A 15,385-nucleotide genomic window follows, 5' to 3' on the forward strand; every position below is an offset into this window, starting at 1 on the left:
CACCTCACCTACTCTGTTTTGGAATACGGATATAGACGCTGCAACTGTTTGATATCTACCACCGACATTTCAACACTTTTTTGCATTAGAGCCCGAAGTTCTTGATCGAATACAAGACCTTGCATAAGTTTCGATTTAAGAAGAGCAAGTGTCTTCAGGTTTAACAACTCATGCAAATCCATTGTTTCGTGATAAGCCATATTATCTTTTTCCATCCAAACCCTCCTCACAGCTATAAAAACTAACCATATTTTGTCTCAGATACTCGGGGATATTCAGAATTACAATGCTTATAAGGTTAAGAATAATAATTGGAGCCTTGCAGAACCTATTAGAAACTTTAAGTACTAGGGGTGAAGGTATGGTAGGAAAAATAGCTCTCCACGAAAGATTAGAAGTACAGGAAATCTTAGCTCTTAAGAATTTAAGTTTAACCAAGTCTTCGATGATGAAGGGTTTAGTCGGTTGTGAGGAATTAAAGAGTATTCTTACGATGGATGCAACAGAAGGAAAACAGCATGTAGAGCAATTAACGGAGTTATTAAAAGAGAGGGAAGTGGTATCATGACCAATATGATTCAAAAAATTGCTGGAATGGGCGGCATGACTGACCAAGTCATCGCAACCGATTTTTTAATTTCAGCTAAGTCGGCTGTACGGAATTTATCGTTTGCATTAACCGAATCAGTTACACCAGATGTACGAGATGTTCTACGACAACAGCTTAGCTATGCTATAGAAGCACATGAAAAGATTAGTCAATACATGATGGATAAAGGGTATTATCATCCAAGTAACTTGGATGAGCAACTAGAAGTAGAATTGAAGGCATCGAAGGCCGCGTTGAAGTTGGCTAAATAAAATCATTTAGAGCTGTGAACAAGGTTTGAACTTGTTACAGCTCTTTTTATGTTGAACCATCCATGTTGCTTGAGACTCCAACCATCCCTACAGCGATATATAAGCTTGGCATGGGAGTAGTGGAGAGTGACATGAATTTTGGTGGAGGTGTTCTATTTTGTTTGGGTGGATGAGCTTCATTATGAAGAGCGCTCACAGACAAAATCTTATACAAGGCGGGGGAACTGTCCGAGAGAAGCGCACTCTAAGACAAAATCTTATAAAAAGCTGTTCAACTGTCCGTGAGAAGCGTTCTCTAAGACAAAATCTAATAAAAACCAGTTCAATTGTCCGAGAGAAGCATTCTCTAAGACAAAATCTAATAAAAAGCAGCTCAATTGTCCGAGAGAAGTATTCTCTAGGACAAAATCTTATAAAAACCAGCTCAACTGTCCGAGAGAAGCGTTCTATAAGACAAAATCTAATAAAAAGCAGTTCAACTGTCCGTGAGAAGCGTTCTCTAGGACAAAATCTAATAAAAAGCAGCTCAATTGTCCGAGAGAAGTGTTCTCTAAGACAAAATCTTATAAAAAGCAGCTCAATTGTCCGAGAGAAGTGTTCTCTAAGACAAAATCTTATAAAAAGCAGCTCAACTGTCCGAGAGAAGCATTCTCTCGGACGAATCTAGTAAATAATTAAAATTTAAAAGAGAAATAAAAGACTAGTTTACCTATGTTATAATTAACTCAAGCTATTCTAACTAGTTCAGGTACTGAGATAGTGTGAGGAGGAAACCGATGCTTTGGCTAATCATTTTTGTCATTATTGTTAGTGTTATTGGACTTGTTGCTACTCTTATCGTGTTAAAACAAGAAGGAGCGAAAATGAAGAAGTACGAAGAAGAGGGAGATACTGCTGAAAACGAACTTCAAAGATCCCTTGAATATGAAACAAAATCCTTATCCTCAAATGTGAAGAATTTAACATGGATCTATGTAGTGGTCCTATTGTTATCTTTTATTGCGTTTGCTGTTTATATGTTTATGCGATAGTTAAATTTGACAGGGGGGTATCCTAAAGATATCCCCCTGCAACTTTACTTATATCTCAATCAAAATAGGAATTATCATTGGTTCCTTTCTTGTACGTTCTTTAATATACTGGGATATTTGCCTCTTAATTTGTTTCTTCTTCACATTCCAGGAGTAACGATCTGCTTTGTGTAACTCGTGAATGGTTTCCATAATCATTCGAATCATTCGGTTACGCAATTCTGAGAAATTGTTATCAACAAATCCTCGGGAGATAATCTCTGGTTCAGCTAGCATCTTCGTATCTTCTTTGCTCATCGTCAAAATAATCATGAGCATTCCGTCCTCTGCAATCTGCTTACGATCCCGTAAAACGAACTCCATATTTCCGACATCAATGCCATCGACATAAGTGCTACCGGTAGGAACAATCCTGGTACTACGGGCAACTGAATCTTCAATACCTACCACTTCACCATTACTTAATATAAAAGTATTTCCTGGCTCCACACCAACTGATTCTGCAAGTAGTTGGTGGTGATGCAACATTCGATACTCACCGTGGATAGGAATAAAGTATTTTGGTTTCATTAGAGTGAGCATTAGCTTTAAGTCTTCTTGGTAACCATGGCCAGAAACATGCATACCCGAGCTGCTCCCCGAACCGTATATGACATGAGCTCCTAGTTTGTATAAATTATCTACAATCGTGGAGACACTTTTCTCATTTCCTGGGATTGGACCTGCCGCTAGGATGACCGTATCCTCTGGTAAAATTTCTGCATCACGGTAGTTTCCAGTTGATAACCGGCTAAGTGCTGCCATAGCCTCTCCTTGACTTCCTGTACAAAGAATAGTGACTTGTTCTGGAGGTAGATCATTTATATCACGGGCATCAATTAACATACCTTTGGGCACGTTTAAATATCCTCGTTCCATAGCAACACGAACGACATTCACCATAGACCGACCAAGTAAGGCAAGTTTTCTCCGCGTTTTGAAAGAGGCATTGATTACTTGCTGTACCCTACTTACATTCGATGCAAATGTTGACACAAAAATCTTTCGCTTAGACTTAATAAAAATGCTTTCTAGATTTTCACCAACCATTTTTTCTGATGGTGTAAATCCAGGACGTTCCGCATTCGTACTTTCAGAAAGTAAAAGGAGTACCCCCTTGTTCCCGATTTCTGCCATCCGATGAAGATCAGAACGCTCATTATTTGCAGGGGTCAAGTCGAATTTAAAGTCACCGGTATGTACGACATTACCTTCAGGTGTTTGAAAAACAATTCCTAAACAATCTGGAATACTATGATTAACCTTGAAAAAATTGATGTTCATTTCACCTATTTGAAGTTCGGATTCAGCATTAATTTCATGTAATTCGCTTTCGCGCAAAATTCGATGTTCCTTTAATTTGATTTCAATTAACCCAAGGGTAAAGCGCGTTGCATAAACAGGAACATTAATTTTCTTTAAAAAATAAGGTATTCCTCCAATATGATCCTCATGACCATGAGTGACGATTAGTGCTTGTACCCTATCTTTATTTTCTTCCAGGTACGAAATGTCCGGGATAATTAAATCTATCCCTAATAAACTCTCATCAGGGAATTTGTTTCCACAATCAATAACCACAATATCATTTCCATATTCAATAGCGTACATATTCTTACCAATCTCATTTAATCCGCCAAGGGCAAAAACTGACAACATATCTTTTGATTTCAAATGAATACCCTCCCGCTATAAATATAGATTAGTTTGTCCTCTCTTATGGCTTTTTATCTATGTTCTACATAAAAAAGATAGACCAATTAAGCAAATTGGTCTATCTAACCTAAGAATATTAATAGTTAGGATTTTCACTTACATCAATCCAAGTATCCGTTTTTTCTAATTCACCAGCTAATTGTAATAATAGGTCTTCTCTACCTCGTCTGGCCATTACCTGAACACCACATGGTAGTCCCTCCGTAGATAGATACATTGGAAGTGTTACAGCTGGTTGACCTGTTAGGTTAGCTAATTGTGTAAAAGGAGTACGTTGTAAACTTTTAATGGCAAGTTCGTCAACAAAACCAGATTTTTTTAACATCTTTCCTAACCCTAGATTACTTACGGTACGGATAAGTGTTTTTTCCAGTTTAGTAGGGTCAAGTTCCCCTATCTTAGATGGTAAATTTGCTGTTGTAGGTGTGATATAGAAATCATAGTCATCATGGAAAATTTCCATTTGAATAGCAGCCTCATCCCAAAACTTTAAACTAGTTAGAAATTCCTCTGCAGAAACAGCCTTCCCCAATAGACCTAGTATCCATGTAGTAGGTTCTACATCAGTATATTTAACTTTCCGGCCAATTAGATTCTCCAACTCTCTTAAGGTGGATCCTACTTCTGCAAAGTACAGCATCATATAACTATTAGCTAATCTTTCACCATCGACAGGTGCTTCTTTTTCTACTACGCTATGCCCCATCTCTTCCAGTAACTTTACCGTTTTAAGAACTGCCTCTTCACACGCTTGGTCAACAGGTGTACCTAATGGAGATTTTGTCGTAAATGCAATTTTCAACTTATCGTTTAACGGTGTTTGTGCAGCTGTTAGGTATGTTCCATCAAAAGCAGGTGCTAGAAAAGCATTGGCTCTGTCTGCCTGATATTGGTCAAGCATGGCAGCACTGTCCCTAACGGATCTGCTAAGGATATGTTCAACGGATGCCCCCTGCCAGACGCGGCCACGATTAGGACCTATTGGTGTACGACCGCGAGATGGCTTTAATCCAAATAACCCGCAAAAAGCAGCAGGAATCCGGATAGAACCACCCCCATCATTTGCACCTGCAATTGGAACCATCCCCGATGCAACAGCAGCTGCTGACCCACCACTTGATCCCCCAGGTGTATGATCATTGTTCCAAGGGTTTCTTGACGGCCCAAAATGAACTGGCTCCGTTATTCCAAGAAGTGCAAACTCTGGTACATTCGTCTTCCCAATTATATTTACTCCAGTATTCTTAATTTGTCGGACGAATTCACTATCATAGTCTGGTATATATTCTGCAAGCACCTTAGAACCAGATGCCATTGGATGACCCTTTAGTTCCTGAGAGATGTCTTTTAGAAGCATAGTGACTCCAGTAAAAACACCCGTCATCGGTTCATTAACTTGATTATCGATGTTGTATATGACTGCATTAAGTGCTTTGTTTTTCTTCTCAATTTCCCTTTTTGCCGCTTCATTTACCTCTTCAATAGTAACTTCTTTATTTTGAATTAATTCTGCAAGTCCTAGCCCATCATATTGCTTATAATCAAACATATGTAAAACTCCATCCTTAGTTAATTTTTAAATTTTCTTAATATTATATTATCATAAGTAGAGATTTAGAGTTAGTCAGGTTTGTTTTAAAAGAACAAAAAATCTGCCCCAAAAGGACAGATTTTTTATTAGCGAGTTATGCCTTAATGATCATGGTCATGCGAATGCGATATTTCCTGGTCATGCTGACATAATAAAGAGTCCTCATGAGGATGTTCACTATGTTCTAATTGAATCGTCACGTGACCAATTCCTTTGTGTACTAATTCATGTTCGATAGTTCTTAATATCTTCTGACTATCCACAATCGATAAATTACCATCCACTACTGCATGACAGGATAATGCATTCTGTCCACTAGTGATACTCCATACATGTAAGTCATGGATACTTAATACACCATCCGTATTCTCCATAGTATGAATAATATCATTCAAATCCACATTTTTAGGAGTTCCTTCCATCAGAACATGAACCGCATCCTTTGTTACTCTCCAACCACTAAATAATACTAGTACTGCAACAATTACACTTGCTAACGGATCAGCCCAGCCCCAACCGAAGAATATAATTAACAAAGCCGCTGTAACCGCTCCTACCGATCCTAGCAAATCACCGATTACATGTAGAAATGCTGCACGCATATTTAAATTATCGTGTGTATCGCCACGCATCAATATCCATGCAACAAGAATATTTACTAATAAACCAATGGAAGCAATGACTAGCATTCCAGTTGATGCCACTTCTGGTGGATCCTGAAATCGATGAAAAGCCTCAAAAAAGATATAGATAGCAATTAACAAAAGAGTGACTCCATTAAATACAGCAGCTAATATTTCAAACCGTTTATATCCATAGGTTTTACTATGATTGGCAACTTTTTCCCCAAGGGTAAAGGCTAAAACACCGATGCCAAGAGAAATCGAATCGCTTAGCATATGACCTGCATCTGACAGCAATGCTAGACTATTCGTAAGGAAACCACCGATGGCTTCGACTATCATATAAGCTGTTATAATGATAAAACTAATCCACAAAGCCTTTTTGTTTGCGCCATGGGTATGGTCATGTCCGTGATCGTGTCCCACGTTAAAACCATCCTCTCTAATGAAAATATGATAAAAATTCAACTCGTTTATGAAAATTGCCTTGATGCCTTTATTATCAGTAATCAAATTCTAATTATGACAAGCATGATCGATTGTTTGCTTCAACATATGCATCACATGTTCATCATCATGGGAATAGTACAAAGTAGTACCTTCTCGGCGAAATTTTACTAAGCGTAAGTTTTTTAAGAACCGTAACTGATGTGATACGGTGGATTGTCGAAGATGCAAGGTTTCTGCAATACTATTAACTGACATTTCCTTATGGAATAACAAATGCAAAATCCGAATTCTTGTTGGGTCACTTAGTGCTTTAAATGTCTGTGATACAACGAATAATGTTTCTTCATCTAGATCTTTTGCTACTTCTGAAGAGTTATTTTCTTCCATTTAATATTCCACCCCTTTCTTAGTGAATAGGACTAGTTATATGTGTATATTAGTATATATTCATATAATAACACTTCTTTAAAAGAAGTCAATCAAATTTTAGAAAATTCGGTATAGGTTTTATACTTACCACCAAAGAATAAAGCCATATGGAAGGTTCAAATCCATACGGCTTTCCTAATATTGTAAGCATTTACTGTATTACTTGCTTGAACTGCTGAAATTTCTCCCTAACAACCTGGTAATTGGTTGAGCAAGTAAAGCCTTGATCCAAAATGCGATGAAGAGGTTGTGAGGCCCAGCATCGGAGAAATGTACACCAACACAAGGTGGAATATCACCCCTCTGCAAAGCGGTAATATATAAGAATAAATGTTGCAAGAACAAAGATGAAATTCAAGAATACAAAAATAACCTGATCGAAAACAGATTTATGGATTCTAATAGGTGGATTATAAAAAGACACCCCTTCAATGATGAAGATGATTAACACAATATGAATCATGAAGTGACCAATTATTTCCGTATATCCAAATAGCATCGTAGTAGAGATAAATATTAATGTCAGTACAAATGCAAGAATCCGGTTTAGTACCCCAACAACTAATAGATACCCGACGACAAATTCTATAAACGCTGCTAATACAATAAAAGCTTCAGGTGGAAAGCCAAATGTTGGAACACCATGATTTTGTATAATATCAATCGTCATGGATGGATAGACCCATTTTTCTACAGCTACCCAACATAAAGATAGCCCTGTTCCTAGATAGAGAAACGGAAACCCCCATTTCTCAAATCTTGTTTTCCCAATTAGCAAAACAAAAATAATGGCTAAGTAAAACCCATAATCCAGCATATGGAAGATACCAACATTTGCTGAAACATTGATAAATAAACCTAATAACAGAAGTGCGCCCACTTTCGTTGCATAGTGGATTGGAATTAATAAGAAAATAATAGCAATCCATACTAGTATATATTCCCATGTTTCTACGAGCCTGAACTCTGGTGCAAATAGAGTCTTAGAGAATACCTGAATCATTAATGCTAGTGCAGTACCATATTTTAAAATATATCTCGAATAACCACGGAATTGATCTAGCTTATAATCGATTTTCTTTGCAAAGGGAATCTCCATAATTTTTGGCAGTATTTGAGGCAGAACACCCAATAAAATGGAAACAAGTAATGCCACCATCATAAAGAAAGGAGAAAGAATATTTTCTATAGATTCTTTTTCTGGTTGAACCTCAGTAAACCATTTAACATGCGCTTGGGCAGTAAATGGAATTAGCACTATGGCTAATAGAAAGACTGTTAACATCCTCTTCATGTTAAGATCAATCCTCCACTCCAAATTAACTTATCTTATTCTTTACTTAATCTTATTTACTATACAACTAGAGATCCTAGGCTTAGTAATAAAGCAAGGCCAACAGGTCCTGCTTGTTATTGGACTATTACTTTTCCAACCATACCTTCCTTTACATGGTACCTGCATATCAGTTCATATGTACCAGATGCCTCGGGTTTCACGGTAACAGTTTTCTCTTCTCCGGGTTGAACTTCAACATCAATTCCAAGCTTCTCCACAGTAAAGGTATGCTCTTTCTTCCCTTCGTTTTTCAATAATAATTCTGTCGTTTTTCCGTTGGGAATAGTGATGACTTCTGGTTTAAAGTAATCATCGTCCAATTCGACTTCAATCGTTTCCTCTGTCTCCAAAGGTTTTAACTGTTCACTAGTTTTTGCACTAGTATCTAGTGCCCCGGGAGCAGCCATAGCAAGAGTGATCGACAATAAAGCGACCAATCCTATTAAACTTTTATGAACAAACACGTACAATCCCTCCTTTCTTATACACTATTTTTTTCCAATTCTCATGAAATTATCTATATAATTTTAAATATATAGAGCCAAGAATAGAGTAAAGAAAAAGATCGCCTCCATTAGCGATCTTATCAATCAAGAAACTTTTCGTGATTAGCTCTTCTGCATATCCTTCAACTGCTCAAACAACTTCTCAACGGTACCAACACCTACACGATCATATTTAGCTAGTATGAGCAACTCCATTGGTAATTGGCCAACCCTCTCCATTTGGTCATCATGCATTTGTCTTAATAGATTCGGAATTCCAGTGAACTTTTCTTCAGTTAGTTGAATGGATGATAATTCTTCTGTTACTACGATGTAATCCGTTTTGAAAAAGAAAAATAGCTCTCCAGGTCGTTCAGATACAATTCTTCTACGAATCTTCTCTTCCATGATAAACACCTTAAGCTCTTCAAAAAACTGTGCTTCATTTTTTTCCGAGAACCGTTTTACATGCTTGCAAAGCCCTTCTAAACTATTTGGTAGTTCACTCATAATTCTTCCATGTTGCTCGGCACCTAGTCGTATCAGAAATGTTTCCGACTTCGAAAAACGTTGCGGTAATAAAAAAGCATCTCGAAGGAAATACGGGATATCGATTGACTCCCCTTTATAGGAGATAGTTCGAATGGCTGTGTCTCCTGGCATTTCTTCTGTTACCTCTTTCTCAACTGTAACGGCAGCTTCCTTTTCTGCTTCTTCTTGAGGATTCATAGCTGCAGAAAGTTTTTGCTCTAATGCATCTAATTTGAATACTAATTCTTGAATATCATAAGTTTGTTGTTTCTGAGGGGATGGATCTTGATACTCTGGAACTACGATTTTATGAGAGCCGTATACCTCGACATACCACTTCACAATCATGTAAACCGCTTCCCAGCAAAGCAAAGCCTCCGAATAACGAAACTTTCTCGGATCATGTGCTGCTTGATTTCCTTGCATCCGTACATAGTGAAGCGAATCGCGGATTTCATCGGTGAGATATCCATTTGCTTCTAATAGTTTAACCTGATCCATTAGCATCCCTTTACGTACTGGAGGAAGCTTCTCTATTTCTATTACCTTTTGTAAAATATGTTCTATAAAGATTCTTGAGTGAGTGAGTACGACTCTTGGGCTAGTGAAAATACTTTGTTCTAGTTGTTTTGCTATATATGCTAGATCCCTAGATATTGGTTCTAAAAAGCAATAAAAATAGTCTTGTTTCATAAATACTCCTCCAAAAACTATATAAATCTCCCTACATATCCTATCATATTTTCTGGACTTCTAGAGCTAACCTCTCCTTTAAAAACAGTGGATTTATTAGGAATTCATGTCAAAAATCTATTAATTTGTATAAATATTCCAATCCAAAAAAATCACACTCGCCTAGAAGAGTACATAGAATGGTCCCGAGTTCTCAATTTGCGATACAAGGAGATATGAAAATATGGAGCTTACTATGGCACATTGGTTATATTTACTTGGGACGTTATGTATTATACTAACCATGATATTCAGACAGAATGTGATAGTCCCAGCATTAGTAATGATATTCTTCGTAGCTTGGTCCTTCACAGGTTCATTCTTGGATGGAATCTTTGCTATTTTTAATGCAAACTTAATTGCAGCGACAGAGCTGTTTAATATTTTTTTAATTATTGCAATCATGACGGCTCTCCTACGCTCTATCCAGTCTATTGGTGCGGATGAGCAAATGGTTAAACCATTCCAGAAAGTTATGCGAACTGGCACATTATCCTTTTGGGTATTAGTCGTCGTGACGTATTTCTTATCGCTATTTTTCTGGCCAGCACCGGCAGTACCGTTAATTGGTGCACTACTAATTCCTGTTGCAATTAAAGCTGGATTACCACCAATTGGGGCAGCAATAGCTATTTCCCTTGCTGGTCATGGGATGGCACTATCATCCGACTTTATTTTAAAAGTAGCACCTGAATTAACTGCTTCGAGTAGTAGTCAGTTGGAAGCAAGTGCAATTGGTGAGCAAACGTTAATATTATCCATTATTGCTGGAGCTGTTTCCCTGTCGCTTGCATATTTTTCCATTCGTAAATCCATAAAAAAGCCAGCAAAAGAAAACCTAACGCAATGGGAAAAAAGTGGAGATGATGATTTAAACATTACGACAGACGATACCAAGGTTAAAAAAGGAAAATATAGTCCCGTATTTGCAGTACTCGTTCCTTCTATCTTTCTAGTTATTGTCCTATATGTTGTCGTTGCTACTTTTTCCAATGTTATTCCTGCGATCGAGGATGGAGCTGGTTCAGCACTTGTTGGTGGTACAGCTATCCTCTTGATTATCGTCATGTCATTATTCCACGACTATAAATCAATGCTACAAGAGGTTAGCGATCACATTGTGAATGGATTTGTGTTTGCATTTAAAGTAATGGGGCTTGTTATCCCTGTTGCAGCCTTCTTCTTTATCGGAAGTGGCGAACTTGCTGGCCAAATCTTCGGTACAAATCCTGATACTACGCCTTCCTTCCTATTAGATTTAGTTCAAGAAGGGCAAGGCTACATTCCCGATAACGCCTTCTTTACTGCATTAGGCGTTTTACTTCTAGGAATGGTTTCTGGTCTGGATGGCTCAGGATTTTCAGCGCTTCCTTTAATTGGTTCCTTATCCGAAGCCTTGGCAGCATCAACTGGAGTGGATCCAACTACACTTGCCTCCATTGGGCAAATTGGTGCTATATGGGTAGGAGGCGGTACACTTGTCGCTTGGTCACCCATTATCGCGATTGCAGGGTTTGCTAAAATATCGGTCATTGACCTAGTCCGGAAAAGCTTCATCCCAGTTGTAATTGGCTTACTCGTTGCAATGGTGTTTGCTTTATTATTATTCTAGCAACCAATCCTAAAACAAAAAGGTGCTATTACCGTTGATTGTACGCAACGTAATAGACACCTTTATCATTATTTAAACAAATCCAAGAATAAATCCCAAAAACCTTTCTCTTCCTCGACCGGTTCTTCACTTACTTCAATTGCCTCGTACTCTATGCTTTCCGTTTTAAATACAAACTGTACAGAATTCACTTTTTCGTTTTTATTGGAAACAAAGGATACAGGTTCAAAATCAGATTTATCATAATCAGACATCATATCATCGATTTCTTGATTCATTTGTTCTGGTAAATCACTAGTCGAATCGCTTAATTCCGTTGTACCATCATGCAGTTCACCAACGCCATTCTCAAGCTCTTCAGTACCACCGGACAACTCTACCATTCCATTATGAATCCCACCGTACGCTTCCGATAGTTGACTAACGCCAGTCGTATATTCTATTAATCCGGCATGGAATGTTTGATAATTAGTAGATAGCAAGGATATCCCCTCTTGCAGCTGCACAAGGCCATCCATACCGCTCCCATCTAAAGAAGAAGAAAGCTCACTTGCCATCGTATCGACATTATTAGCCATATCTCGAAGTGACTGATTTACACTCGTTAAAGTAGATTCAACTGCATCAAATCCAGGCTTAACTTCCGCGTAAGTTCCTTTTACTGTTTGAGCAGCAGTATAGGTATCTACTAATATCTTTACTACTTCTGGGTCTGCTCCACTAGCATATAGTGCTTGGATTTCCGCTTCCGTAATTTCATTTGCGGGAATTGTACTAATTGCATTGTCTAATGCAACATAAGCATCTCCATAATTCGTTTTTAGCAAATCTAGACCATCTGCTGTTTCTCGGAGACCAGCGGCTAATTGTCCTAGTCCCTCTATTAGTTCGGAAAGTCCTGTTAAGTCCATTTCACCTGATGAGCTAAGTGAACTATTCAAGGTTTCTAGCGCATCTTCTATTTCTTTGGATCCATTTACTAGTCCAGTAGAAGAATTAGCCAGCTCTGATACACCATCTTTATATTGTACAGACCCATCTACTAATCCACCTACGCCTTGATTTAACTCGGAAACGCCGCTATTTAACTCCCCAACACCATCATTTATCTCTGCAATCGCATCGGATAAAGACTGGATATCACCGGTCATTTCATCTACATTAATACCATCAATCGACATGGAGGATGGAATACCAGTAAAATTAATGCCATCTAGTTCAAAGCCAGAAACATCTGCTTTAAGAACAAAAGACTCTTCCTTTTCTGGCATGACAGTAAACGTAACTTGCTTATCCTTACCAGCATTAGCAACCATCCCGTCAACTGCCTCAATATTACGGAATACTTCGTTGTTTAACGCAAGAGATATCTGCAACAAATAATTTTCCATAAAGACCGGATTCACCGCTTCAGCTGCAGATACTTCGATTCGAATCTCGACATGCCCGTCTTTTCCAGCTAACTCATCAGAAGCTATTTCTTTTCCGTCTAAGAAATAGGTGACAGCAATATCCCATGGAAGAGCTGCTTCATTAATATTTCCTTGATAATAAAACTTTCCTTCTGAAGCTGCGAGTGTAACCGTATCACCTTGTTGCTCAATCTCTACTTGGTTAGTTAAGTTTCGTAAACTTGTATAACTACCGTAATCAGTAATAATTCCTTCTTTTTCTATATCTAATGTGTTTACCACATATATTTCTTGGCTATTTCCCGAAGCATCTAACGTTGCATAGACTACCTCATCCTTAGCAGCTATCTCCCCAGTACCAACAATCTTCTCTTCCTTATCCTCACTGTCATTCGTTGCATTTGCAGTGACAAGAAATGACGGCAGTATAAGGATTGCAGCTGCTAAAACTAGTAGTGTTTTTTTCATTCTCCTCATCATCATTTCTCCTTATAATAATTTGCTTTCCAAGTTGTTTTGTCGATCACCTTATCAAACACTAACAGCATTGCTGGTAGGAAAAATACTACCATAATAAATGCCAATAATGCTCCGCGTCCTAGTAGTAACCCAATGGAAGACACAATTGGATTAGTCGACGTAATCCATAAGATAAAACCAACACTTGAAAGAATAGAAGCTGAAATTGCAATTGAGAATATTTTCTCATCAATCGTTTTCTTAATTGCTTTCAATGCGGTCATTTCCTTACGATTCTCTTTGTATGCTTCCGTAAGTAGAATTCCATAATCCACTGTTGCCGCAAGCTGGACCGTACTTACAATTAAATACCCTACAAATACTAGTGATGAATTCGTAAAGTAAGGAACAGCTAAATTAATCCAAACCGCAGACTGAATGGTTAGCAATAGAACAATTGGGTAGGAAATCGATTTAAACGTAACAAGTAGTACAAAAGCTATTGTTAAGACAGTAAGTAAATTAACGAACGTATTATCCTTCTGAACAACATTTTTCATATCATACAATGTTACTGCTTCACCGAGTGAATACGCCTCTTCTCCATAATACCCTTGGGCAATCTCTTGCACTTCTTCTATGAAGCCAAATGCCGCGTCACCTTCTGCATCTGTTCTAGTCTGAAGGATAATTCGGCTGTAATGCTCCGAATAAAACTGTTCGGTTATAGACTCATCGACGTACTCTGGTGGAATTGCTGAACCGACAGTATTCACATAGGATAGAACACTTTTCACTGGCTTCATATCCTCTAATTCACGGACAAGTTCTTCTTCCTTCGCGATATCACCTTTTGGTACAAGTAATACCATCTGCGTGCTTTTACCAAATACTTCTTCTATCTTTACGATATCGCTACCAGCACGAGTATTTTCAGGTTGTTCCCCTATTCCATAAATAAAATTCGTTTGACCTTGCGCTAAAAACGCTGGAACAATTAGAATTAGAACAATTAATAGGCTAGGAATTTTTACCTTCACAACACGCTTTCCAAGGTTTTTGATACTTGGAAGAATTGGCTTATGCTGTGTTTTATCAATCCATTTGTAAAACATTAGAGTTAGTGCTGGCAAGAATACCATAACACTAATAAAACTTAATACGATTCCTTTTACTAGATTCAGTCCTAAGTCAGAACCAATCTCAAATTCCATAAATGTCAGTGCGATAAATCCAAAAAATGTAGTGGATGCACTCGCAATAATGGCTGGAAATGAACGCTTCATGGCCATTCTCATTGCTTCTGTTGGATCGGATACTTTTTGTCTGTAATCCGAGAAACTATGCAACAGGAATATCGCATAATCCAGTGAAACCGCAAGCTGTAATATTGGAGCTACTGATTGCGTGACAAAGGAAACTTCCCCAATAAAAATATTCGTCCCTAGATTGATTAGTACTGACACACCAATTGCTGTCAAAAAGAATACTGGTTCAATCCAAGAATTTGTTGATAATATTAAAATTAGCACGATGATTGGCACTAATAATGCTGCTGCGTACATCGTCTCTGTGACTGCCATTTTTTGTTGGGTTGCTGTATTTAATGCTTCTCCTGACATGGCACCTTCTTCACCAATGAGATCATAAATAGCGTCGGTTGCTGCTACTTCTTTACCAGAGGCTACACTGAAGGTAAATAGTGCATTATTATTTTTATAGTAAGTTTCAACTGTTTCCTCATCAGCCATCTCAATTGGCGTTTTTATATCAAAAGCGTCATCTAACCAAGTAACGTCAGACACACCATCTATCTGCGAAAGTTCTTCTTTTATGGCAAGTGCTTCTTGTATTGTAACATCGTTGAGCATGACCCGAGTGTTAGGAACAGCACCATCAAATTCCTGTTCCATCAGTTCCATCGCTTTCGTCGACTGGGCATCTTCTGGTAAGTAGTCGACCATATTGTAATTCACTGAAACTGCAAACTGAGCCACTATACTAATTAATGTAATAAGCATAAACGTAATTACAATGGGCTTTTTCTGTTTTATAATCCGTGCTGCAATATCTATCAC

The 15,385-nt window shown here is 38.0% G+C and carries 14 protein-coding genes; 4 read left to right on the forward strand and 10 right to left on the reverse strand.

Going from position 1 to position 15,385, the window contains the following annotated elements:
- Positions 1-8: 8 nt before the first annotated feature.
- Positions 9-215, reverse strand: a complete 207-nt coding sequence (locus TE34_RS19450) for a hypothetical protein (RefSeq protein WP_047986470.1) — start codon at positions 213-215, stop codon at positions 9-11.
- A gap of 146 nt (positions 216-361) precedes the next feature.
- Here TE34_RS19450 and TE34_RS19455 point away from each other — a divergent pair, with 146 nt between their 5' ends.
- From TE34_RS19455 to TE34_RS19470, 3 genes are all read left to right on the forward strand, one after another.
- A complete protein-coding gene (locus TE34_RS19455) occupies positions 362-568 on the forward strand; it encodes a hypothetical protein (RefSeq protein WP_047986471.1) in 207 nt (68 codons plus the stop codon).
- Complete coding sequence (locus TE34_RS19460; protein WP_047986472.1) at positions 565-861, forward strand: spore coat protein; 297 nt, start codon at positions 565-567, stop codon at positions 859-861. Before TE34_RS19455 ends, TE34_RS19460 begins: the two co-directional genes overlap by 4 nt.
- Positions 862-1,637: 776 nt before the next feature.
- Positions 1,638-1,892 carry a hypothetical protein gene (locus TE34_RS19470; protein WP_047986474.1) on the forward strand — a complete coding sequence of 85 codons (255 nt, stop codon included), beginning with the start codon at positions 1,638-1,640 and terminating at the stop codon, positions 1,890-1,892.
- 48 nt (positions 1,893-1,940) lie between these two features.
- On the opposite strand, the gene TE34_RS19475 is transcribed toward TE34_RS19470, so the two are convergent.
- From TE34_RS19475 to TE34_RS19505, 7 genes are all read right to left on the reverse strand, one after another.
- Positions 1,941-3,590 carry a ribonuclease J gene (locus TE34_RS19475; protein ID WP_157037680.1) on the reverse strand — a complete coding sequence of 550 codons (1,650 nt, stop codon included), beginning with the start codon at positions 3,588-3,590 and terminating at the stop codon, positions 1,941-1,943.
- 133 nt (positions 3,591-3,723) lie between these two features.
- A complete protein-coding gene (locus TE34_RS19480) occupies positions 3,724-5,196 on the reverse strand; it encodes an amidase (protein ID WP_047986476.1) in 1,473 nt (490 codons plus the stop codon).
- Between the two features lie 143 nt (positions 5,197-5,339).
- Complete coding sequence (locus TE34_RS19485) at positions 5,340-6,287, reverse strand: cation diffusion facilitator family transporter (protein ID WP_047986477.1); 948 nt, start codon at positions 6,285-6,287, stop codon at positions 5,340-5,342.
- Between the two features lie 90 nt (positions 6,288-6,377).
- Positions 6,378-6,698, reverse strand: a complete 321-nt coding sequence (locus TE34_RS19490) for an ArsR/SmtB family transcription factor (RefSeq protein WP_047986478.1) — start codon at positions 6,696-6,698, stop codon at positions 6,378-6,380.
- 337 nt (positions 6,699-7,035) lie between these two features.
- Complete coding sequence (locus TE34_RS19495) at positions 7,036-8,034, reverse strand: DoxX family membrane protein (protein WP_047986479.1); 999 nt, start codon at positions 8,032-8,034, stop codon at positions 7,036-7,038.
- Positions 8,035-8,150: 116 nt separating this feature from the next.
- The gene (locus TE34_RS19500) at positions 8,151-8,540 is read right to left on the reverse strand and encodes a cupredoxin domain-containing protein (protein ID WP_047986480.1); all 390 of its coding nucleotides are present in this window, start codon (positions 8,538-8,540) and stop codon (positions 8,151-8,153) included.
- Between the two features lie 144 nt (positions 8,541-8,684).
- Complete coding sequence (locus tag TE34_RS19505; protein ID WP_047986481.1) at positions 8,685-9,785, reverse strand: DUF4145 domain-containing protein; 1,101 nt, start codon at positions 9,783-9,785, stop codon at positions 8,685-8,687.
- A 223-nt stretch (positions 9,786-10,008) separates the two neighbouring features.
- Between TE34_RS19505 and TE34_RS19510 the strand changes: the two genes are divergently transcribed.
- Positions 10,009-11,436 (forward strand): hypothetical protein, encoded by a 1,428-nt coding sequence (locus TE34_RS19510; RefSeq protein ID WP_047986482.1) that lies wholly within the window; start codon positions 10,009-10,011, stop codon positions 11,434-11,436.
- Positions 11,437-11,504: 68 nt separating this feature from the next.
- On the opposite strand, the gene TE34_RS19515 is transcribed toward TE34_RS19510, so the two are convergent.
- Positions 11,505-13,325 (reverse strand): YhgE/Pip domain-containing protein, encoded by a 1,821-nt coding sequence (locus TE34_RS19515; RefSeq protein ID WP_330218319.1) that lies wholly within the window; start codon positions 13,323-13,325, stop codon positions 11,505-11,507.
- Between the two features lie 2 nt (positions 13,326-13,327).
- Positions 13,328-15,328 (reverse strand): efflux RND transporter permease subunit, encoded by a 2,001-nt coding sequence (locus TE34_RS19520; protein ID WP_084710787.1) that lies wholly within the window; start codon positions 15,326-15,328, stop codon positions 13,328-13,330.
- Positions 15,329-15,385 lie beyond the last annotated feature (57 nt).

Origin of the sequence: Ornithinibacillus californiensis (genome assembly GCF_001038485.1) — a bacterium.
GTDB lineage: Bacteria > Bacillota > Bacilli > Bacillales > Amphibacillaceae > Ornithinibacillus > Ornithinibacillus californiensis.